Below are 20,884 nucleotides of genomic sequence, written 5' to 3'. Positions count from 1 at the left end.
TACAGCAGTTTCCGATATTATGAAGTACAGATATTAATAATAAAACTCTTGTGGTGCGGGCATCTTGCCCGCACAAGGTGTACCTCACTCAAGCTGAACTTGCTGTATTTATTCCAGGTCTGCGGATTTTAGTTGTTTAGCTGGAGATTCTAGTCCTCCCTTGTCTATTCGAGTTTAAGAAAATTGGCTTCACTTTGTCATCTGTGATGCTATTCTAGAGTAGTTGAATAGAAAAATTACACAAAAGGCTATTTTCCTATGCAAGTTAATGATTTAGGTTTCATAGCGAGCATTTTGTTCGTACTAGTACCTGCTGTTTTTTTAATCATGCTTTACATCCAAACTGGAAGCCGTGAAGGCAATTAACTCGTTAACAGTTAATGTCAGTAAATTGCCAGTTACATTGGGTAGGGTGGGTCAGAACTTAATAGCTTGGCTGTCCTAGCCATAAATTAGTTTAAATTAGTTTAAATTAGTTTCAACTTCCCTCAACTGCCCTTGAAAAATCTCGTTCCCAGTCTCAGACTGGGAATACTCATCATTTACTCACAGAAGCTGGTACAGGAATTTCTATGTGAGGATATAATGGAAAGCGATCGCACAAGGCCGCGACTCGTCTCAAACAATCCGCAGTTACTATTTCTGAATCTGGAGAAAGTAACCGATCTGCAATAATATTACCAATTTCTATAAATTCTGCCACACCTAAACCCCTGGTAGTCATAGCGGGAGAACCTAACCTTAAACCACTGGTAACAAAAGGCGATTTAGTATCAAAGGGAACTGTATTCTTGTTGGCGGTGATATTAACGGTGCTGACTAGCTGATCTCCTTTTTTTCCAGTCATATCAATACAACGTAAATCTACTAACATTAAATGATTATCAGTGCCATCAGATACTAATTTAAAGCCTCTGTTTTGCAGTTGGGTAGCTAAAGCGCGGGCGTTTTCAACTACTTGGGCAGAATATTGTGTAAACTCAGGTTTAAGAGCTTCACCAAATGCTACGGCTTTACCAGCAATGACGTGTTCTAAAGGTCCCCCTTGAGTTCCTGGGAAAACTGATTTATCCAGCTTTTCTCCCAATTCTGGATCACGAGTCAAAATCAAGCCGCCACGGGGGCCACGTAAGGTTTTATGGGTTGTGGTGGTGACGACATCACAATAAGGTAGGGGGTTAGGATGATGACCTGTAGCGACTAAACCCGCAATATGAGCAATATCAGCGAGTAAATAAGCGCCAACTTCATCAGCAATACTGCGGAATTTTGCAAAGTCAATAATCCGGGGATAGGCTGAATAACCACAAATTAACAGTTTAGGCCGTTCTTTAATAGCTAAATCCCGAATTTGATCATAGTCTAATTGTTCGGTTTCTTTGCTGACACCATAATGACGAACTTGAAACCATTTACCAGAAACATTCACGGGTGAACCGTGGGTAAGATGTCCCCCATGAGACAAGTCCATACCCATAATTGTGTCTCCCGGTTTTAACAATGTCAGGAAAACGGCAAAATTAGCTTGCGCCCCAGAATGAGGTTGGACATTGGCATGGGCAGCACCAAATAACAGTTTAGCTCGGTCAATGGCTATTTGTTCAATTTTGTCAACAAATTCACAACCGCCATAATAACGTTTACCTGGTAGTCCTTCTGCGTATTTATTGGTTAATACTGAACCTTGGGCGGCTAATACGGCAGGGGAGGTAAAGTTTTCACTGGCAATTAATTCTAAGTGATCACGTTGTCGCTGTAGTTCTTGATTAATTAGTTCGTTAATGGTAGGGTCTGAATTTTTTAAAAAGTCTGAGTTAGTTTTAGTCACTTTGATTATCCTTAGGGAATTTGATAAAAATCGATATCACGGTTAAACCTAAGCTGTTACGCCTCTAAATTTTATAATCCTCATCTGGCTAGATGTTGTGGTGCGGGCATCTTGCCCGCTAGAATCATACAAATTCCTTGCCCGCTAGAATCATACAAATTCCTTGCCCGCTAGAATCATACAAATTAAATGCAGTAAAGCAGGGTTACTGGGTAAACTGTCTATGATCAGAATTTAGGCTGAAGTTCTTTAGAGAGATGGAAATGTGATCATATAGGAATTTTTGATTTTAGTAAATGTGGTGATCTAAATTTATGTATTTTTTGGTACTCAATTTAACAAAAATCTCAGACATCTAAGATACAATCAACTCCAGTACATTTAGCGGCCTTCTAAGCTGGCTAGAATTTTTTTCTCAATCATTTCCTAAATCATTCATATAAATTTCTCCTAATTATAACAAAAAGGGATTTAGATGTTAGTTATTTTCACCGATAATCAAATCCTTAGCCCAGAAACAGTTTGTCAGTCTTGTTTACTAGCAAATGGTAAGGGACAACCTCGCTGGAGTGGGGGAAAACTGCGCTGTGGTCAGGCAATTAATAATTTTACCCAACAACAGCCAGAGCAATATGAGTGTATGATGGGTTTTCGGGTTGCCAATATAGAATAATTGGATTCGTTATCAAGATCAAGCATCTGCGTTATCCTAAGCTCAATAGCTGTTGAAATTTAGCCACAGGAGAATATAAAATGTCTTGGCGCGGGTCTACAACTTTCCCTGATCGAATTTTCGCTTGTTTACCTTATTTATTACCTTTAATCGAGGTGTTTGCCTTCGGTCAGTTCTTTCTCAATGATTTTCCATTGCTGGGACTGATATTTTTACCGCTTTTACCTCTGTTAAGAATTTACTATGGTGTTCGCTATGCAGGAATCATTATTTTCTTTGCTTTGTGGCTTTTAGTGGTGAGAAACGAGAAAATTAGTCATTTTATTCGTTTTAACACCATGCAAGCCATCATTTTAGATATTGTGATCTTTTTATGTGGCATTTTGACTGATATTGTCAAATTAGTTCCTGGTAGTGGATTTGCTATGCAAACACTCTATACAACCATTTTTATGGGAATAGTAGCAGCGGTTGTTTATTCCGTTGCTCAATCGTTAATGGGGAAATATGCGGAAATTCCGGCAATTTCCGATGCTGTTTATATGCAGTTGCGCTAAAGATTACCTGCGGATAACTGTGTTTTCTAGGCGACCAATACCTTCTATTTCTATACAGATGCGATCGCCTATTTGCAAAGATCCTACTCCCATAGGCGTACCAGTTAATACTATATCCCCAGGTAATAAAGTCATCACTTGACTGATATAAGACACCAAAAAATCTGGGGAAAATACCATTTGATCAATACAAGCAGATTGGACAGGCTGGGGATGATCATTCAAAAAAGTCTGTAATTTAGCTCCTGGGTTTAATTCTCGGACAATCCAAGGACCTAGAGGACAAAAAGTATCAAAACCTTTAGCTCTTGTCCATTGGTGGTCTTTTTGTTGTAAATCCCTGGCTGTGACATCATTGGCAATGGTGTAACCCCAAATTTTACTTTGGGCTTGGTCTAGGCTACAATTAGCTGTGCGATCTCCAATCACAACGGCCAACTCTCCTTCATAGTCCACCCTTTGAGATTGGTGGGGATATTTAATTTCTCTATCTGACGCAATTACAGATGTAGGCGGTTTCATAAATATAAGCGGTTCAGCGGGTACTGACGTTCCCATTTCCGCTGCATGATCAACATAATTCCTCCCCACGGCGACAATTTTTGTTGGCGCACAGGGAGCTAGAATTGTATAACAATTGGGTTCTAGGGTTAAATTCGTAGGTTGACCATGCAACCAGGGTGGAGCGTCTAGCACTTCCACATTCTGGGATAACTGGAGCAACCCATAATAAATTTTACCTTCTTGACTTTGAACTCGCACATATCGCTGCGCCATAACCTGAATGAATATCCTTAAATATGCTTTATTAAACCAGGATTTGACTAATGATTGTCATTGAAAACTGGTTATATTATAAGATAAATACGCAAAACCTCCTAAATTTACTCCAAAAATAAAGTTTAGCAGAAAAGGAATATTGGGGAAATTTGTGCTAACATGGAATAGCTAAAAAATTGTCAAAATTCCTTGTTGTTTGAGACGTTGATTAATAAAAGTATCGCTAACAGCAATATTTGTATATATTGACACCTCTTCAGCCATTTTGTCCAAAAGGTGAATTAACCAATATGACCACAGTTTACGAAACGATGTACATTCTGCGTCCTGATTTGGGAGATGAGCAAATAGTACAACAAATTGCCAAATATGAAAACTTGATTCGGGAAAACGGTGCTGAGAATATTGAAATTCAAAACCGTGGTAAACGTCGTCTGGCTTATGAAATTAAAAAGCATCGTGATGGCGTTTATGTGCAAATGAATTATACTGGACCTGGAACTGCGATCGCTATTATGGAACGCGGTATGAGATTAAGCGAAGAAGTAATTCGCTATATGACAGTTAAGCAAGAAGTTCCCAAGCAGAAAGTAGAAGCAGAAGCAGCAGCCTAATAACAACATTTTTAGGTGACAAGTATCAGCCGTTCACCTACCGATGAGGTAGGTAATGGTATAAAAATACAGATATAGTCAATAGTTTCAGTAAACTGGAAATTAAGGATATTTTTAAACAACGGGAATGTTAATATCACAGTTATATACAAGAGGTATAAGTGACTGTGAACCAATCTGATATACCAAACATTCCAGAAATCTCTACCGAAATGTCCCGGTTGCGAGAAGAGTTACAACTGCGAGATCAATTAGTAGAGCAATTATCTCAAGAACTGTTGCGGCTAGTTAAGGGTAATATTAATTTTACACCACCACAATCCGAACCAGGGATAGATTTGAGTCAATTGCAGGTGTTAAGAGATAAACTTCAATATGTGGAAGAGCAGATGAGATGCTACGAAGAGGAAATTAGGACTCGTGATACCGAAATTTACCAACTACGACAGTCAGTGCAAAACCTAACTGATCGAAATAGAATGCTAGAGCAGGTAGTAGAGGAATTACCCCAAATTTACCGCCGTAAGTTTGAAGAACGCATAAAACCAGTGCGAGATCAGGTAGTAATATTACAAAGGGAAAATCGCCAATTACAAGCCGAATTACAAAGTGTAAGTTATCGTTTAGCACTCAAAAACCGCCACACAAATCATGGTGGTCTTGATTTACCTACTTTTCCTCGTTCAGAAGTTGCAACAGATCATATATCTGCTCCTCAAAACACCTAAAATTTGTGACTGTATTCAAACTAAATCAAGACTTTTATGCCGCAGTATTTAGACTTTTAGATACTGCGGCTTATAAGTATTGACGAAGAAAATACTGTAAATTAGCTCGCTAATAACGAGTGTTGATCTTGAGCGGAAGTAAAAATATCTTCATAACTTGGGAAAATTTCAAATACTGAATCAAGTTGGGTCAGTTCCAAAATCAATTTCACAGGGGCTTTGACATTGCAAAGAACTAACCGACAACCACTTTTACGCGCTGTAGTCAGACCTTTGACAAGGGGAACTAATCCAGAACTATCCATAAAATCTACATCTGCTAAATCTATAACCCAAAGTTGATGGCCTTGAGGCTTAATTTGGTCCATCTGTTCACTCAAGTTTGTACCACTGTCTAGGTCTATACTACCTTGGGGTTTGAACAAAATCACTTGGCGTTCTTGTGTAAGAGTCATAAATTTAACCGAGTATTTGAAACACTAAGAAAGAAAAAACTGACATTAATACTGTTTATAATTCAACCGCAAAATGACTATTTTCGCAAATTTACCTGCATTAACAGCAACGCGGTTAGAAAAATTTTTCAGTATTTAGGTCGTATAATTTGTTGATATCTTTTTCTAGTATAGGCATAATTCTTTGGCAATTTCAGTAACAAACTTATCATTATTTAAATAATTTGACTTAAATAGTTTGACACTCTTACCAAAAATAAGCAAAGATATGGTACAGGTAAAAATTTGTAAACTCGGTGGTAGCGGATGTCTTTTGAGCTAATTTCACTAGAAAACATCCAAGAAATTGCTCATAATTATGGTTATTTAGCGATTTTTTTGGGAATATTGCTAGAAAATTTGGGTATTCCTCTTCCTGGGGAAACCGTAACCATTGTTGGTGGTTTTTTGGCTGGTAGCAATGAATTAAATTATTGGCTGGTTCTTGGTAATGCGGTCGGAGGGGCTGTAATTGGTGGTAATTGCGGCTATTGGATAGGTAGAGTGGGCGGTTGGCCTTTTCTGCTGCAAGCTGGGAAGATTTTCCGCATTTCAGAGGTACGACTGTTGAGTATTAAGGATCAATTTACCGAAAACGCCGCTAAAGCTGTATTTTTTGGCCGCTTTTTTGCCTTATTGCGAATTTTTGCTTCACCACTTGCAGGTATAGCAGAAATGCCCTTTGGTAAATTCCTAATTTATAATGTAGCTGGGGCGACTGCGTGGGGTGGTGTGATGGTGACTTTAGCCTTTTTTGCGGGGAGAATTATTTCCCTAGAACAATTGGTGGCCTGGGTAAGTAAATTTGCGATTTTGGCTTTACTTATTTTAGTGGCTGTCATTGTTGTCCCAATTTGGTTGGAGTCCCGCACTGTAAAGCAGCAAACAGAAGAGTAGGTAATTGACTTTTAAAGTGCTTTTGATGGAATAAATGTATTATTCTAGATAGGTCCGATTGACAATACTTGACCTATCTTTTTTTACCATTCGTTGCTCCTAATGGAAGTTGGGAAAATTAATTCTTGGTTGTTTCAGGTAGAACCATATCCGGGAGAAAGTCTGAGTCATTTTTTGAGACGCTATGGCTGGTGTCATCAGTGTTTCAACCCGTTTGAGGAGATAATAGAACATCAGAAGAGAATTTAGAATGTTGAAAGCGATTCCTGGGGAGCGCTTACGCTATCGCTTGCTATTTTCTGGTACACATTAACGACAATATTGGTTTCAATTCATTACATTATTTGAAAGTTTTTAATATCATGGCTATTTATTGTACCTATCACATTTTAAACTTAACCTCCAGCCGTTGATAAATAACATCTAACCACACCGGAATCACTGCTTTACCTTCATCGAGGGATGCGTTAGCGAAGCACTCCGTAGGAGTCGCCATTTTTCGATCAAATTACACCAAAGAAAGTGAATCATCCTCTAATGACATCAAGCTTCTGTTGGGTTAAGCGATAGCGCAACCCAACAGAAGCTTATAAATGTTGGGTTTCGTTCCTCAACCCAACCTACATGATTTTATTTTTTCAGCTTAACCGACAAGTATTCATCCTGTTCGTCCTTTAATCGGTGGATATCCTGATTCAGACAATAGTATTAAGTTCCTCCCATCATTGATTTTCCGACTGAAATATAGTAATTAATTCCTCACGGGAAAGTTGTAAAAGTAGAGGTGTAAATTCTTCAGGTGATAATAATACAATGCGGTCAATAAATAGCATTTCCTAGTTCAGTGAAGTACAAAATCATCTGCGTTCATCTGCGTTTAATCATTACAACTTGAACCATAACTAAAAAACCTCATAACTCCTAAAATCATTTTACACCACTAGCCAAAATTCCCAAAATTTTATTGACATCATTTAAAAAATATTCAGCCAAATCAATTTGCACCAGTTCACCTGACAACCTTAAAAACTTCCAAATTTCCCCTGTAGTTACCACCCCATAAATTTCTGTAACTTGATTCTCTTCCCGTTCATTAAATAACCTAGCTGCATACATTTCGGCTATACATTGTCCCAAACCACCTTTAATATTTTCCTTCTTCGCTTCCACAACGATAATTACAGGGATATTAATCAATAAAAACTCAGGAGAACGACTAATTAAAAAATCACAATTTCCATTTAAACCCTGACTAGGTTCAATATTAAATTCCACACCAGAAAACAAACTAATTTGATTAACAAACTTTTTAGTTAATTCTAATAAAATCGGGGTAATAATCATCTCAGAACGAGATTTTTCCGTATTACTAGCCAAAGCAAAAGGGACATTATAGGCTAAAGTTTCCTGTAAATATTCACTAACTGGTAATGGTGCAACTTTAGAAAAAATATCCTCTCTACTAGAAATATTCAGATGGAGATTTTTCTTAACAGTTTCTAAAGTAAAATCTCTATAAGACATATATTTTCCTCCTCAACTTAACCAAAACCTCATCTAAATCCTTATCCGCCCATTCCCTGGCTTGTCTTGCTGCTGCTAAATCTGCTAAAATATCACCAATTTCCTGATGGGGTTAGAAACAATATAGTCAAACCGTTTTAATTTATTATCTTCTGTAAATTTAGGTTGGCGGAAAGTATCACCAATTTCAATAATTGAATCCGTAAAATACGGAAAAAAACCAAAATATGTAACGAAAAGTAAAGTTGCCCGAAACCTCTTTCCTGTTCCCAGTTAAGAGTTAAGAGTTCCCTCACTATAACGACAATTTTTAACGCCAACCTACTTAACAGTGACAAATAAATTGTGAATGTACAACTATAAATTATAGTATATATTACTTAAAGCCGATGATGGGATTTGAACCCACGACCTACTGATTACGAATCAGTTGCTCTACCCCTGAGCCACATCGGCCTACACAGTCACACATTATAACATAACTTATTGATGATAGAACCAAATTCTCCAAATAATCTCAAACCCCAACAATATGAACGTTTAAAAGCGGAGGTAGCCGCACCCTATCGGGGGTTAAGACAATTTATCTATATCAGCGTGGGTGCTTCGGGTTTTATTGGTGCCTTCGTCTTCTTTTTCCAACTCCTAGCAGGGCGCGATATTGAGCGAGCATTGCCTAATTTCGCAATCCAGCTAGGAGTAATTGGGCTAATGGTGTTTCTGTGGAAATGGGAAAATAGAGGGGATAAATGACAGAAAAGAGACAGAAGACAAGATCATATTTCCCGTCTGCCCTGGTACTAATTACTTAGTAGTGACAAGATATTGAGAAGCAATGGGTTGAACACGACCCGCACTAACCAAAGCCTGATAGACAAAGGCCGCAATTTCGGCTCTAGTTGCTTGACGCTTAGGAGCAAGCTCTTTCACGTTTGGATAGTTAATGACTAATTGCCGTGAAGTTGCTGCGGCCACAGGACCTGCTGCATAACTAGGAATTTGACCAGCATCAGTGTAGAATTTGATTGCATTCTGATCACTGGCAGTTAAACCCAAACCATTTGCTAAGGCCACTATTGCCTGGACTCTGGGAATTTGTTGTTCTGGTTTAAAAGTTAAATCAGGATAACCAGTCAGGAATGGACTACTAGAAGCGGCTTGAATAGCACCATAACCCCAATAATTACTTTTTACATCTTTAAAAGTAATGGCTTTGCGAGTTGCTGGGGGTTTAAAGGCTTTGTTGATAATGGCAGCGAATTGGGCGCGAGTTACGGGTTCATTGGGTTTAAAACTGCCATCTGGAAAACCAGCGATAATACCTTGAGAAGCTAAGGCTTCGATGTAAGCTTTTGCCCAATAACCTGTTTGCACATCTTTAAAAGCAGTATTACCATCGGGAGGTGTAGTCACCGTAGCAGCAATAAAATCAACAGAACCGGAGATCTTTTTCTGGTTAATATCGTTACCAATTGCCGTAATCTTGCCTTTAGTGGAATTGTTCAGATCATAACGAGCGTTATCACGGATGAGATTACCACCAGGATTGCTGCTAGTACCGAGGTCAGGGGCGGCATTAATGGTAGCGACTATACCATCCTGTGTATTATTGCGAATTGCGTTGTTACGGAGTATGGGTTTTGCTGTTTCCGAAATATACAAACCACTTTTATTTTGAGTGATGTTATTAGCCTCTAATAAAGGTGTGGAACTACCACCAATTGCTACACCGAAACCAGTATTCTGAAATAAGTTGCCACGAATCGAACCTTGTGCGGATTTAGTTACAGAAATTCCCTGACCCCCGTTTTTCAAAAAGATGTTACTTTCAATTTGGGGATTAGCATTACCGGTAAGATAAATCCCATCTCTATTGCTGTTAGTAAAGGTACTATTTTTGATCACAGGGTTACTTGATTCTACCCATACAGCAGTCCCACGTGAATTAGGGTTGGTAAAAGTTAAACCTGTAATGATAGTATTATTGTTAGCTAACAGTGTAATATCCTGTTTTGCCCAGGTGCGACTGGTGTAAACACCACCACCACTAATTAAGATACCTTGACCTTTGTTACCCTCATCACCTTGAAGTGTCACGCCTGAGTTCAGTATCAGGGGAAATGTTTCCCCAGTATCTTTACTATAAGTACCGGGGGCAACTTGAACTACTGTTCCGGGTTGAGCCTTGGACAGAGCAAAGGTAATTGTTTTATAAGGTGCTGCTGCGGTTCCAGCACCAGCGGTATCTTGTCCTGTAGCTGAGTTAACGTAAATGACGGTGGCTGTGGCCGGGGCTTGGGCTGTTAAAATTGGGTTAGGACTAGCCTTAACTTGATTAGATACCAGAGTAGAACTACCAGCAATTAATAACAAAGCTGTAAGGCTGGCTTGCAAGGATAAAGTAGAAATATGGAAACCCTGATTTTTCATTTTCTTACTGAATTGTGTGTTTAATGATGGTACTTTCACAAGAGTCTCAGGCGACAGATGGAGTTCTGTAACAACATAAGACAAACTATACCCGATGATTGGCAATTTTTTAGCTAAAATTATGATTAAAAAAATCACGTAACTGAACCTTTCGGTTACTGTATATTGGACAAAACCCCCGTTGTTGAATTTTTGGGCGGGTTTTAAGCCAGAAAATCCAAATTTTTGGGGGTGAAAATATTTGAATAGTTCAGTTTCTGCGATTTTTGACTCTTATCTACTCTTTCTTGTTCCCTGATATATATAAAAATTGAGGATAAGAAATCTTATCCTCAAGTCTTCTGCAAAAAGCAGGTGGTAAGTATTGGCCAAATGATTAATAAGCTAAAGTGTCTAAAGTCTCTCGTAAATACATTTGCACTTGTTGATCTAGGCGTAAACTTTGTAATTGAGCATTACATTCTAGTTGCCACCGTTTAAAACCGGAACTAGCAGATATAACATATTTTAGTTCCTGCCAGAGTAGTTTGTTAGTAGATAATTGGATATCTCTAGGCTCACTACTGCTATAGGCTTTGCTGTCCTGTTGATGCGCGTAATCGCTAGAAGTTGGAAATTGAGTCATAATTTCTCATTCCTGATTTTTCACTTCCCAGAAGATTTGAGATTTGGGATTTTAGATTTTAGATGTCTATTTATTTCAAACTCAAGGGCAAAGACGTAAATCTAGTCACCCAGACCTAAAATTATCAAATTTTGCTTAAACTTTTCCTAAAATAATGGTTTTACCCCTATAAATTCTGTCTCGTTAATCACTAAAAACGGAATTTTGTCAGAAATTTGCAAAAAACTTGTTTTTAAGGAAACAGAGAATTTTGATCAGCCTGATTAGTTGTGAATTACGGAGTGCTGAGTTTATCTTATTTGAGTGTTGAACTCTAAATAGTCTTAATTCAACACTCATCAACTCAGCACTCAACGTTCTCATCACGGAACTATTTCGTCATGGTTAGGGTACGACGTTTAGTTACCATTTGATAGGCTTCAATGATGTCATTTTCCACCCAGTCATGGAACTTATCAATGCCGATACCACATTCATAACCTGCGTTGACTTCGCGGGCATCTTCTTTCATCCGTTTCAGGGAATCGAGGACACCTTCATAAACTACCTTATTATGGCGACGGACGCGCACTTTACAGTTGCGAACCAGTTTACCAGATTGAACATAACAACCGGCAACCGCGCCTCGGCCGACGGGGAAGACAGCACGGACTTCTGTTTGTCCCAAGGGTTCTTCTACCAATTCTGGTTCGAGGAGACCTTCTAAAGCACCTTGAATATCTTCCAAGAGTTTGTAGATGATGTTATATTCTCTAACATCTACACCTGCTTCATCCGCTGCTTGTCTAGCACCACTGGCGTAGGTGGTATTAAAGCCAATGATAACAGCGTTACTAGCCGCAGCTAAGTCTATGTCTGTTTCGGTGATTTCTCCAGCGGTAGCCAGCAGCATCCGAATTTGGACTTCGTTTTGAGGAATTTGGCGCAGAGAGCCGATAATGGCTTCCACAGAACCTTGCACGTCGCCTTTGAGGATCAAGTTGAGTTCTTTCAACTCGCCTTCTTGTGCTTGTGCTGACAGGGTTGTGAGAGTGACACGACCTTGCAACAAGCGGGATTGTCTTTGTTTGTCCGCGCGATCGCTTGCTATAGAACGAGCTTCTTTCTCGTTTTCATAGACCTCGAAATCATCACCGGCGGCGGGGACATCACTTAAACCCAATACTTCGACAGCAAAGGATGGAGTAGCAACATCTACACGCTTACCTCGATCATTAACCATGGCGCGGACTTTACCAAAGGCCGAACCGGCTACAAGCATATCTCCAACGTGGAGTGTACCATTTTGAATCAGCAAGGTAGCAACTGCACCCTTAGCTTTATCCAAATGAGCCTCAATAACTGTTCCCTTAGCAGCCCGATCTGGATTAGCGGATAGTTCGGCTACTTCCGACACCAGCATAATCATTTCTAGGAGAGTATCGAGGTTTTCGCCCCTGATAGCACTGACGGGAACCATAATAGTTTCACCACCCCAGTCTTCAGCGGTGAGACCGTAATTAGTGAGTTCTTGTTTAACTCGCTCTGGTTGTGCGCCTTCTTTATCAATCTTGTTAATAGCGACAACAATGGGAACATCTGCGGCTTTAGCGTGGCTAATAGCTTCGATAGTTTGGGGACGAACACCGTCATCAGCAGCGACGACCAAAACGGCTATATCTGTCACCCTCGCGCCTCTGGCACGCATAGCTGTGAAGGCTTCGTGTCCGGGAGTATCTAGGAAGACAATCTGCTGTGGTTTGCCTTCATGTACTATATCAACATGGTACGCGCCGATATGTTGAGTAATACCGCCCGCTTCTCCAGCCGCAACTTTAGTTTTGCGAATCGAGTCGAGGAGGGTGGTTTTACCGTGGTCTACGTGACCCATAATGGTGACCACTGGAGGACGACGAATCAGATGATCCAAGTCTTCCACGTCAATCATTTCTGTGATCTTGCGAGCCTCGGCCTCACGTTCCACGATTTCGACTTCTACTTCTAGTTCTTTGGCTACCAGGGTAATAGTCGGAATATCTAGGTTTTGGGTGATACTGACGGCCATGCCTTTCATAAACAGGATTTTAACAATCTCTGTATCGGCAATTACTAAGGCATCCGCCAATTCTTGAACTGTTAATGGACCGGTGACAGCCAGTGTGGCTGGACGATCTGGTTTTTCCTCTACGGCTTCTTGACGACGATGTTGCTCGCGCGAAGAACTAGATTTTTTACCTCTAGTGGTGGGAGCAGATACAACCGCTACCGTTGGACTACTTGTACGAGTTCCTTTGGGTTTGGGAGGACGGGCAATGGAAAGACTAACTTGGACTGCTGCGGAAATTTCACCCAGACCTTGATCAAGTAAATCTTCTTCATCTATTAAATCATCTTCTAAGACTGGTTTGGCCCGTTTGCCCTTAGGTCCAATCTTGGCCTTTTCTTTGATTTCGTCAATGATTTCTTCTTCTTGCCATTTTTTCCCGCCTTTGTTGAGACGTGGGGGTGTGGGACGTTTTAAATCCAGGATATCTGGTAATATTGGTGTACTATCCAATACTTCCTTCTTCCCTCCTCCCACATTATGCCGGGGTGGAGTGGCAATGGGCATGGCTGCCACTGCTTCACTGGGGCGTGCTGGTCGAGGACGTTGGATGTCACCACCCGCAGGCGGTCTACCACTCCGCTGTTCTGGTTTTGTCGGGGCTGAAGTGGCACGACTGGGTTTTGATGGTGCTGGGGATGAACTTTGATCCGATGAAGGTTTATTGGCTTTACCTCGAATCGGATGGGGATTCTCTTCAGCACGTTGTTGGCGATCGCGTTTGAGGACTGGTTTTTCCGAAACTCCTACAGATTGTGTTTCTGGTGGTTTTGTCCCATCTACTCTGGCGGGAGTCGGCTGGTCTCTGGGGGGTTTTTGGGGTTTTTCTGGTTTCGGTCTAGGAACAGATATTTTTTCTGGTTTTTCCGCCGTTACCTTTTCCCCTGCTGGTTGAGGATGAGATACCTGTTCCGGTGGGGTGATATTAGGCTTGTGCGGAGTTTCAGATTGATTTCTGGGTACTGGTCGAGTTGGTGCCGTCGGCTTCATGGGTGACACTGGTGTAGCGAAAGTCCGTGGAGGTGAAGGATGATTAGCATCAGCAGCAGCAGTCGCTACTGAAGCATCTGGTGTGTTGGTGGTGGTGTTTCTCAATATTTTCGGTTTGCGAATTTCCAGAATTTGCTGTTTGTGATTGGTGCTCTTGTGGTTTGGGAATGAATTTGGTCTATGGACATTTGTACCTTGTTCCTTTTTAGCAGCTTTTTTGGCGGCTAAATTCGCGGCAATCACCTTTTGGGCTGCGGTACGAATCTGTTCAGCTTCTGATTCAGAAATCGTGCTGCTATGGCTTTTGACTGCAATGTCGAGCTGGTCGCAAATTGCTAATAGCTCTTTGTTGTCCAAATTCAATTCCTTTGATAAGTCATAGATTCTAACTTTGCCGTTGTTCATCCACTCTTTCCCCTTTAATTTACAGTTTTAACGGATGGTTGCCTGGTTTGTGACATCTCCACCCTTTGATCACTGTTTTTTCGGTTGCCCTTGGTGATATTGCCGATGCCTCCAGTTAGGGAAGAGAGATGTTTCGGTTTCATGCTGGCTTTCCCACCATTTAATTTTCCTCATGCGATTGATCGCATGGGTGATGGTTAATGCCCAACTGCGCTTTGGCGCTACCAGGTTGCCATTTTTGATTTTTTTGTTTTGCTTTCTTTATGCGTTTTCTACAACACAATCCAGAAAAACTTTTTGGGAGTAATGCCCTGCGGCCTCCCAGGAAAGAGAGATCGAAAAAGCAGTTTACACCCATTTACCATTTTGGCACCAACTTGAGCGATACCAAAGGTGAGGATTAGATCACTAATAGTTCAGCTTTTGTCATCATCTCTTTAGAGATTATCGCAATTTTTGTTGTCACCATTAAATACGATCTTGGGGATTGCTGTGATTTAGACGTTGCCACAATGTTTGATACACTGCATCTGGCACTGCCCCTCGCAGCGATTTCCCTAATCTATTTTTTTTCTGAGCTACTTGGAGGCAAGTCTCCTGAGGACAAATGTAGGCAGAACGCCCCATGCCCTGATCTAATTGTACCTTTCCCGATGGAAAGACGCGGACAATCCGCCAAAACTCTTGCTTCAAGTTGACTTGGCGACAACTAATACAACGCCGATAGTTGGGTTTCATCAGTGGTCAGTGGAAAAAATCATCTTCCCCGGATATTGTATTTCCTGGTATGTTAATCTTCTTCTGATTCTAATTCTTCTGCGATTTCATCTTCTCTATCTGTCCTCTCATCTTCATAATTTTGTGATTGATATTGCGCTCTTACTGCTGCAAATTTAGTATTTTCGGCTTCATAATCATACTTAGCTTGATCTTTAATATCAATTTTCCAACCAGTGAGACGGGCTGCTAATCGCACATTTTGCCCTTCTTTGCCAATGGCTAAACTCAGTTGATCTTCTGCTACTAAAACGTGGGTTTGGCGACTTTCTGGGTCCATGAGCCTGACTTCGTCTACCTTTGCTGGACTCAAAGCATTGGCAATATAGGTGGCTGGGTCTGGTGACCAGCGAATGACATCAATTTTTTCTCCCCGTAATTCGTTAACTACGACTTGGATTCTTGATCCCCTCGCACCAATACAAGCACCAACGGGGTCTACATCTCGATCTAGGGTATCAACGGCAATTTTTGTCCGAGGCCCAACATAACGAGAAGGGGGATTGGCTTCTCGTGCTACAGCGACAATTCTGACTACTTCATCTTCAATTTCTGGGACTTCGTTGGCGAATAAATAAACAACTAAACCTGCATCAGCACGGGATACCATCAATTGTGGACCCCTTTGCTGTCCTTGGGAAACTTTTTTTAGATATACCTTAAAGGTAGCATTAGCTCGATAGTTATCGTTGGGTAGCTGTTCTCGCTTTGGTAATTCTGCTTCTACTTCTGATTGTCCAAAGCCGCTACTAACTGCTAAAACTACAGATTGGCGTTCAAATCGTAAGACTCTAGCCTGTAAAACTGTGCCTTCTAAGTCTTGAAACTCTTCTTGCACCATTTGGCGTTGTTGATCTCGCAATTTTTGCGCTAATACTTGTTTAGTTTGCATGGCGGCCATGCGCCCAAATTCTCCTTGGTCTGGGGTGACATCCAAGACTACAGAATCTCCCAGTTGGGCTTCTGGGGCTACTTGCTGTACTTCGTCTAGGGAAATCTGATGGTCGGTGTTACTAACTGTTTCAACAATGTTTTTGGTGGAAAGAACACGAAATCCTTCGCCCTCTATATCTAATTCTACTTCAAAATTCTTAAAATACTCCTCATCAAATTGTTTACGTTCTAAATTTTGGGCGCGACGATAACGTTCGTAACCCTTGAGTAATGCTTCTCTAATGGCTGCTTGTACAGCTAAACGCGGTAAGTTGCGTTCTTGGCTAATACTTTCGATTAGCTCTTTTAATCCTGATAAAGTCACCATTGACATACGCAGTCTCCTAAAATTTTATGTAAAGTCAGCACAATCAGATAATGGGTGATGGGTAATTGTTTCTCCGTGACCAATTACTCCGCACCAATTATCTTTTTCCCGTTCCCGAATCCAACGTCTAAAATCTAGTATTGATTAGCGACGCTCATCTATTTGTACTCTGGTGATGAGGTCACGGGGAATTTCCACAACACGACCTTTTTGGTTAAGGTAAACAGTAGTCTCATCTCGACGCATCAATGAACCTATCCACTCTTGCTTTTGTTCGTAGGGTGGGGAAGTGGAAATAATTACAGGAAATCCTTTGAAGGAAATAAATTCCCTGTCTGTTACCAGTTGTCTTGAAATACCAGGACTAGATACTTCCAATATATAAGCGTCTGGTATGATCTCTGTCGCATCTAATGACGCTTCTAAGGCACGGCTCATCCTTTCACAATCATCCAGGCCAATGTCCTGTAGAGGATTAAATATATCTACCCGTAGGATTGGCGGACTTTGATTTGTATGAAAAACTACATTAACAATTTCCAATCCTAATTCTGTTGCTACTGGTGTCGCCAAATCAATAATTTGTGGTATTAAAGGATGAGTCATGAGAGAATTCAATAAAAAAAAGTGGGCTTCAACCCACTTCCTGCGATAGGGATATCTTCCAAGAAGTCTTGTGACGCACTCCATGAGTTCGCCCCTAACATGAGTGTAGCCTATTTCTTTAATTAATAAAGATGGTCTCTCAAAAATTAGGGGGGTGGGAAGTGGGAATAGGGAATAACGGAATAAAGAGATTTCTGAATTAGTGGTTATTCATTTTTGTCATTTGTTTGTAATTTTTAATTTGAGTTAAACAAGTACATTGGGGGGAAAAGCATGAAAGCAATATTAATGACAGCAGCGGGTAAGCCGGATGTTTTGCAATTACAGGAAGTACCTCAACCCGTACCAACAAATACAGAAATTCTAGTTCGTATCTTAGCGGCTGGGGTTAACCCGATTGATACTAAATTACGTCAACGAGGTACATTTTATCCTGAGCATAAGTCGGCTATTTTAGGATGTGATGGCGCTGGTATAGTGGAAGCTGTGGGTGCTGATGTGCAAAGGTTTCGGGTTGGTGATGAAGTATATTTTTGTTATGGTGGTTTGGGATCAGATCAGGGAAATTACGCTGAATATACTACTATTGATGAAAGATTTGTCGCTTTTAAACCCAAGTCTGTTTCTTTTGCGGAAGCAGCAGCCGCACCCCTGGTTTTAATTACTGCTTGGGAAGCTTTATATGAACGGGGAAGACTTGAACCGGGAGAAAGTGTATTAATTCATGCTGGAGCTGGTGGTGTTGGTCATGTAGCTATTCAATTGGCTAAACTAAAAGGTGCAAGGGTAGCAACTACGGTTAGTTCTTTGGAAAAGGCTAATTTCGTTACTGAAATTGGTGCTGATAAAGTGATTTTCTATCGAGAAACTGATTTTGTCAATTCTGTATTAGACTGGACTGATGGTGTAGGTGTAGATTTAGTGTTTGATACTGTTGGTGGTGATATTTTTGAAAAGTCTTTTCCCGCAGTACGCATTTATGGTGATATTGTCACTATTCTCGAACCTAAAGCTAATACTGTTTGGAAAGTTGCTAGAAATAGAAATCTACGAATTGGTTTGGAATTAATGTTGACACCAATGTTATCAGGAATTGTGGAAGCATTAGAACATCATGGAGATATTTTACAACAATGTGCGAATTGGATAGATGAAGGTAAGTTAAGGATTAAAGTTAGTCAGACTTTTCCTTTAGCTGAAGCAGCACAAGCACATACTTTAATTGAAAATGGTTCGGTTTTAGGTAAGGTCGTTTTATTAAATTGATAATTAAGGAGGAAATTTGTTGAGATGATTGTGTTTATAATATTCCCGTTCTTGTCGCGGTAAAGTAATAGAAATTTAACCACAGATAAACACAGATAAATCTCTAATTTTGTGGAGAATAAAATGGTATATATGGTGAGAAAGTTAGGGATTAACTGAATTTTGGATTTTGAAAAAAAGCATCATATCTTAACTCCCATAAATTGTTTCTAAGCATGATGGGAAATAGTTGTAATATTTCCCGTAAAATTACTTTTTAGACCAATTAATCACAGGTTTGATAATATGACAGTAGCTAGAATTGGAATTATTGGTGGTAGCGGTTTGTACAAAATGGACGCACTTAAAGATGTGGAGGAGGTAGAAATTTCTACACCTTTTGGTTCTCCGTCTGACGCGATTATTCTCGGAACTTTAGAGGAGACAAGGGTAGCTTTTCTAGCACGTCATGGTCGTGATCATACTCTATTACCTTCTGAGTTGCCATTTCGGGCTAATATTTACGCTATGAAGCAATTAGGGGTAGAATATTTAATATCTGCCAGTGCTGTGGGTTCTTTGAAGGTTGAAGCTAAACCCCTAGATATGGTAATTCCTGATCAGTTTATTGATAGAACCAGAAATCGAATTTCTACATTTTTTGGTGAAGGTATTGTTGCTCATATCGCTTTTGGTGAGCCAATTTGTAAAAAGTTATCTGGTATTTTAGCGGATGCGATCGCTGCTTTAAATTTACCAGATATTACCTTACATTATGGCGGTACTTACGTATGTATGGAGGGACCTGCTTTTTCCACTCAAGCGGAATCTCATTTTTATCGCAGTTGGAATGCTACAGTGATTGGTATGACCAATTTACCAGAAGCAAAGTTAGCTAGAGAAGCGGAAATTGCTTATGCAACATTGGCAATGGTGACAGATTATGATTGTTGGCATACTGATCATGATAGTGTGACGGTGGAAATGGTGATTAGTAATTTACATAAAAACGCGATAAATGCTCAAAGGGTAATTCAGGAAACTGTAAGGAGATTAAGCGAGACTTATCCTGTTAGTGATGCTCATTCAGCTTTACAGTATGCTATTATTACGAATCTGGACAAAGCACCGACAGCAACTAAGGAAAAATTGCGGTTATTGTTAGAGAAGTATTTGTAAAAATATTTTATCTGAGAGGATGTTTCGTTTGCAAGTCTTATAAGACACAAATACACCTAAAAAACCTAACCTCCCTAACTCCCCCTAACCCTCTCCTTTTAGGAGAGGGAAAAGGAAAAACTTTTGTTACTGGGATGGGGGTTTCAAAACCTCTATCCTTTTTGACTTTCCAAGCATCCTCATTAGAGTTTTAAAATCAATCAATGATATTACAACCGAATGTAAGTGTAGCCTAGTAATCGCAACAAATTTATATTGTTTAATTCGTCTTGGGCTTCATTTACCATGACAATTAGGTATTTTTGCGTGGGAATACTCTTAGTTATAAACCATCGGGTTCAATACCTAATTCCTTCAACCGTTGAGTTAAAATTGCTACTTTAAGCTCTGCCTCATCAGCCCTTTGCTGTTCAGCTTCAGCTTTTTGACGTTCAACTTCAGCTTTTTGACGTTCAGCTTCAGCTTTTTGACGTTCAGCTTCAGCTTTTTGACGTTCAACTTCAGCTTTTTGACGTTCAACTTCAGCTTTTTGACGTTCAACTTCAGCTTTTCTGATTTCTTCTAAATTTGCTTCTTCTGGCGTAAGTATTAATCTACCCTCAACGGTAAAATACCTTAACCTATTTTCCAGCACTCCTAAATATAATCCTAATTCCTGACTCCAATACCAACCATTTTCTGAAGGACTAATACTTTCGTATTCATTTCCTACTAATCTCCAGCCTACCAATTCTAAGGTATTCGGGGAAAACCAAAAATACTCAGGAGTCCTAAATCGAGTTTGATACAATTCTTTTTTTAATCCTCTGTCTACTTTGGCTGTAGAATCAGAAAGTAATTCAATAATCAAATTCGGATATTTACCGTCCTCTTCCCATATTACCCAGGAAGCACGGGGACGTTTTTCCGTGTTTTTGACTAGGAAAAAGTCTGGTCCTCTAAAGTCCCGATTTTTTAACTGTTGTCGGCTATAGTAAATGCTGAGATTTGCACCAATGAAGAAATCTTCTTGATCGCGCCATAACCATTCTAAGCAAGTTACTAATATTAATAGTTGTGTGTAATGTAAGGAGCTTTCCATTTCTGGTTCGTCGCTGAGTAGTTCCGTGCAATCTGGCATTAATGCTTCTATTTCTTGTGCGGTTAAAGCCATAGGTTTGATTTTGATAAGTTACTAAGTAGGTTGGT

At 40.1% G+C, this 20,884-nt stretch carries 20 protein-coding genes and 1 tRNA gene; 9 read left to right on the top strand and 12 right to left on the bottom strand.

The window, feature by feature from the left end; genetic code table 11:
- Positions 1 to 258 precede the first annotated feature (258 nt).
- On the top strand, positions 259 to 366 hold the full coding sequence (gene psbM / locus ACIR310F_RS23975) for a photosystem II reaction center protein PsbM (protein WP_071604776.1): 108 nt from the start codon (positions 259 to 261) through the stop codon (positions 364 to 366).
- 172 nt (positions 367 to 538) lie between these two features.
- Here the strand turns inward: psbM and glyA are convergent, their stop codons facing one another.
- Positions 539 to 1,828, bottom strand: a complete 1,290-nt coding sequence (gene glyA / locus ACIR310F_RS0102380; protein WP_028082438.1) for a serine hydroxymethyltransferase — start codon at positions 1,826 to 1,828, stop codon at positions 539 to 541.
- A 475-nt stretch (positions 1,829 to 2,303) separates the two neighbouring features.
- Here glyA and ACIR310F_RS0102375 point away from each other — a divergent pair, with 475 nt between their 5' ends.
- Together ACIR310F_RS0102375 and ACIR310F_RS0102370 are read left to right on the top strand one after the other, a co-directional pair.
- Positions 2,304 to 2,501, top strand: a complete 198-nt coding sequence (locus tag ACIR310F_RS0102375; RefSeq protein WP_028082437.1) for a hypothetical protein — start codon at positions 2,304 to 2,306, stop codon at positions 2,499 to 2,501.
- An 80-nt stretch (positions 2,502 to 2,581) separates the two neighbouring features.
- Positions 2,582 to 3,058: a Tic20 family protein gene (locus ACIR310F_RS0102370; protein WP_028082436.1), complete on the top strand. Its 477-nt coding sequence runs from the start codon at positions 2,582 to 2,584 to the stop codon at positions 3,056 to 3,058.
- A gap of 3 nt (positions 3,059 to 3,061) precedes the next feature.
- On the opposite strand, the gene ACIR310F_RS0102365 is transcribed toward ACIR310F_RS0102370, so the two are convergent.
- Entirely contained in the window at positions 3,062 to 3,835 is a 774-nt protein-coding gene (locus tag ACIR310F_RS0102365; protein ID WP_028082435.1) for a fumarylacetoacetate hydrolase family protein, read from the bottom strand.
- Positions 3,836 to 4,128: 293 nt separating this feature from the next.
- On the opposite strand from ACIR310F_RS0102365, the gene rpsF reads away from it, so the two are divergent.
- Positions 4,129 to 4,452, top strand: coding sequence for a 30S ribosomal protein S6 (gene rpsF / locus ACIR310F_RS0102355; protein ID WP_028082434.1), 324 nt, complete (start codon positions 4,129 to 4,131; stop codon positions 4,450 to 4,452).
- Between the two features lie 167 nt (positions 4,453 to 4,619).
- Complete coding sequence (locus ACIR310F_RS0102350; RefSeq protein ID WP_028082433.1) at positions 4,620 to 5,180, top strand: Npun_F5560 family protein; 561 nt, start codon at positions 4,620 to 4,622, stop codon at positions 5,178 to 5,180.
- Between the two features lie 101 nt (positions 5,181 to 5,281).
- On the opposite strand, the gene ACIR310F_RS0102345 is transcribed toward ACIR310F_RS0102350, so the two are convergent.
- Positions 5,282 to 5,635 (bottom strand): STAS domain-containing protein, encoded by a 354-nt coding sequence (locus tag ACIR310F_RS0102345; RefSeq protein WP_028082432.1) that lies wholly within the window; start codon positions 5,633 to 5,635, stop codon positions 5,282 to 5,284.
- Positions 5,636 to 5,941: 306 nt separating this feature from the next.
- On the opposite strand from ACIR310F_RS0102345, the gene ACIR310F_RS0102340 reads away from it, so the two are divergent.
- Positions 5,942 to 6,571 (top strand): DedA family protein, encoded by a 630-nt coding sequence (locus ACIR310F_RS0102340; RefSeq protein ID WP_028082431.1) that lies wholly within the window; start codon positions 5,942 to 5,944, stop codon positions 6,569 to 6,571.
- Positions 6,572 to 7,498: 927 nt separating this feature from the next.
- Here the strand turns inward: ACIR310F_RS0102340 and ACIR310F_RS0102330 are convergent.
- Complete coding sequence (locus ACIR310F_RS0102330) at positions 7,499 to 8,095, bottom strand: hypothetical protein (RefSeq protein WP_028082430.1); 597 nt, start codon at positions 8,093 to 8,095, stop codon at positions 7,499 to 7,501.
- A gap of 384 nt (positions 8,096 to 8,479) precedes the next feature.
- Positions 8,480 to 8,551, bottom strand: a tRNA-Thr gene (locus ACIR310F_RS0102325).
- Between the two features lie 33 nt (positions 8,552 to 8,584).
- On the opposite strand from ACIR310F_RS0102325, the gene ACIR310F_RS0102320 reads away from it, so the two are divergent.
- On the top strand, positions 8,585 to 8,848 hold the full coding sequence (locus ACIR310F_RS0102320) for a DUF3493 domain-containing protein (RefSeq protein WP_028082429.1): 264 nt from the start codon (positions 8,585 to 8,587) through the stop codon (positions 8,846 to 8,848).
- A gap of 51 nt (positions 8,849 to 8,899) precedes the next feature.
- Here ACIR310F_RS0102320 and ACIR310F_RS0102315 read toward each other — a convergent pair whose 3' ends face one another.
- From ACIR310F_RS0102315 to rimP, 6 genes are all read right to left on the bottom strand, one after another.
- Positions 8,900 to 10,525, bottom strand: coding sequence for a DUF1565 domain-containing protein (locus ACIR310F_RS0102315; protein WP_028082428.1), 1,626 nt, complete (start codon positions 10,523 to 10,525; stop codon positions 8,900 to 8,902).
- A 376-nt stretch (positions 10,526 to 10,901) separates the two neighbouring features.
- The gene (locus ACIR310F_RS21335; RefSeq protein ID WP_035367507.1) at positions 10,902 to 11,150 is read right to left on the bottom strand and encodes a hypothetical protein; all 249 of its coding nucleotides are present in this window, start codon (positions 11,148 to 11,150) and stop codon (positions 10,902 to 10,904) included.
- A gap of 370 nt (positions 11,151 to 11,520) precedes the next feature.
- Positions 11,521 to 14,628 carry a translation initiation factor IF-2 gene (gene infB / locus ACIR310F_RS0102305; protein WP_028082427.1) on the bottom strand — a complete coding sequence of 1,036 codons (3,108 nt, stop codon included), beginning with the start codon at positions 14,626 to 14,628 and terminating at the stop codon, positions 11,521 to 11,523.
- A gap of 468 nt (positions 14,629 to 15,096) precedes the next feature.
- Positions 15,097 to 15,366 carry a YlxR family protein gene (locus ACIR310F_RS0102300; protein WP_028082426.1) on the bottom strand — a complete coding sequence of 90 codons (270 nt, stop codon included), beginning with the start codon at positions 15,364 to 15,366 and terminating at the stop codon, positions 15,097 to 15,099.
- 52 nt (positions 15,367 to 15,418) lie between these two features.
- Positions 15,419 to 16,672, bottom strand: a complete 1,254-nt coding sequence (nusA, locus tag ACIR310F_RS0102295; RefSeq protein ID WP_174782580.1) for a transcription termination factor NusA — start codon at positions 16,670 to 16,672, stop codon at positions 15,419 to 15,421.
- A 138-nt stretch (positions 16,673 to 16,810) separates the two neighbouring features.
- A complete protein-coding gene (gene rimP, locus ACIR310F_RS0102290; protein WP_028082424.1) occupies positions 16,811 to 17,272 on the bottom strand; it encodes a ribosome maturation factor RimP in 462 nt (153 codons plus the stop codon).
- A gap of 273 nt (positions 17,273 to 17,545) precedes the next feature.
- Here rimP and ACIR310F_RS0102285 point away from each other — a divergent pair, with 273 nt between their 5' ends.
- Both ACIR310F_RS0102285 and ACIR310F_RS0102280 read left to right on the top strand, forming a co-directional pair.
- The gene (locus tag ACIR310F_RS0102285) at positions 17,546 to 18,538 is read left to right on the top strand and encodes a zinc-dependent alcohol dehydrogenase family protein (protein WP_028082423.1); all 993 of its coding nucleotides are present in this window, start codon (positions 17,546 to 17,548) and stop codon (positions 18,536 to 18,538) included.
- Between the two features lie 285 nt (positions 18,539 to 18,823).
- Positions 18,824 to 19,696, top strand: coding sequence for an S-methyl-5'-thioadenosine phosphorylase (locus ACIR310F_RS0102280; RefSeq protein ID WP_028082422.1), 873 nt, complete (start codon positions 18,824 to 18,826; stop codon positions 19,694 to 19,696).
- Positions 19,697 to 20,018: 322 nt separating this feature from the next.
- Here ACIR310F_RS0102280 and ACIR310F_RS0102275 read toward each other — a convergent pair whose 3' ends face one another.
- Positions 20,019 to 20,849, bottom strand: coding sequence for a Uma2 family endonuclease (locus ACIR310F_RS0102275; RefSeq protein ID WP_028082421.1), 831 nt, complete (start codon positions 20,847 to 20,849; stop codon positions 20,019 to 20,021).
- Positions 20,850 to 20,884 lie beyond the last annotated feature (35 nt).

Origin of the sequence: Dolichospermum circinale AWQC310F (genome assembly GCF_000426925.1) — a bacterium.
In the GTDB taxonomy this organism is placed as follows: domain Bacteria; phylum Cyanobacteriota; class Cyanobacteriia; order Cyanobacteriales; family Nostocaceae; genus Dolichospermum; species Dolichospermum circinale.
Note: the sequence above shows the minus strand (reverse complement) of the source record. Positions and strands in the feature narration are given on the sequence as shown.

Excerpts from the sequence above, each read along its gene's own strand:
- psbM (WP_071604776.1), top strand. The coding sequence starts at position 259 with ATGCAAGTTAATGATTTAGGTTTCATAGCGAGCATTTTGTTCGTACTA.
- ACIR310F_RS0102375 (WP_028082437.1), top strand. The coding sequence starts at position 2,304 with ATGTTAGTTATTTTCACCGATAATCAAATCCTTAGCCCAGAAACAGTT.
- ACIR310F_RS0102370 (WP_028082436.1), top strand. The coding sequence starts at position 2,582 with ATGTCTTGGCGCGGGTCTACAACTTTCCCTGATCGAATTTTCGCTTGT.
- ACIR310F_RS0102365 (WP_028082435.1), bottom strand. The coding sequence starts at position 3,835 with ATGGCGCAGCGATATGTGCGAGTTCAAAGTCAAGAAGGTAAAATTTAT.
- rpsF (WP_028082434.1), top strand. The coding sequence starts at position 4,129 with ATGACCACAGTTTACGAAACGATGTACATTCTGCGTCCTGATTTGGGA.
- ACIR310F_RS0102345 (WP_028082432.1), bottom strand. The coding sequence starts at position 5,635 with ATGACTCTTACACAAGAACGCCAAGTGATTTTGTTCAAACCCCAAGGT.
- ACIR310F_RS0102340 (WP_028082431.1), top strand. The coding sequence starts at position 5,942 with ATGTCTTTTGAGCTAATTTCACTAGAAAACATCCAAGAAATTGCTCAT.
- ACIR310F_RS0102330 (WP_028082430.1), bottom strand. The coding sequence starts at position 8,095 with ATGTCTTATAGAGATTTTACTTTAGAAACTGTTAAGAAAAATCTCCAT.
- ACIR310F_RS0102320 (WP_028082429.1), top strand. The coding sequence starts at position 8,585 with ATGATAGAACCAAATTCTCCAAATAATCTCAAACCCCAACAATATGAA.
- ACIR310F_RS0102315 (WP_028082428.1), bottom strand. The coding sequence starts at position 10,525 with ATGAAAAATCAGGGTTTCCATATTTCTACTTTATCCTTGCAAGCCAGC.
- ACIR310F_RS21335 (WP_035367507.1), bottom strand. The coding sequence starts at position 11,150 with ATGACTCAATTTCCAACTTCTAGCGATTACGCGCATCAACAGGACAGC.
- infB (WP_028082427.1), bottom strand. The coding sequence starts at position 14,628 with ATGAACAACGGCAAAGTTAGAATCTATGACTTATCAAAGGAATTGAAT.
- ACIR310F_RS0102300 (WP_028082426.1), bottom strand. The coding sequence starts at position 15,366 with ATGAAACCCAACTATCGGCGTTGTATTAGTTGTCGCCAAGTCAACTTG.
- nusA (WP_174782580.1), bottom strand. The coding sequence starts at position 16,672 with ATGTCAATGGTGACTTTATCAGGATTAAAAGAGCTAATCGAAAGTATT.
- rimP (WP_028082424.1), bottom strand. The coding sequence starts at position 17,272 with ATGACTCATCCTTTAATACCACAAATTATTGATTTGGCGACACCAGTA.
- ACIR310F_RS0102285 (WP_028082423.1), top strand. The coding sequence starts at position 17,546 with ATGAAAGCAATATTAATGACAGCAGCGGGTAAGCCGGATGTTTTGCAA.
- ACIR310F_RS0102280 (WP_028082422.1), top strand. The coding sequence starts at position 18,824 with ATGACAGTAGCTAGAATTGGAATTATTGGTGGTAGCGGTTTGTACAAA.
- ACIR310F_RS0102275 (WP_028082421.1), bottom strand. The coding sequence starts at position 20,849 with ATGGCTTTAACCGCACAAGAAATAGAAGCATTAATGCCAGATTGCACG.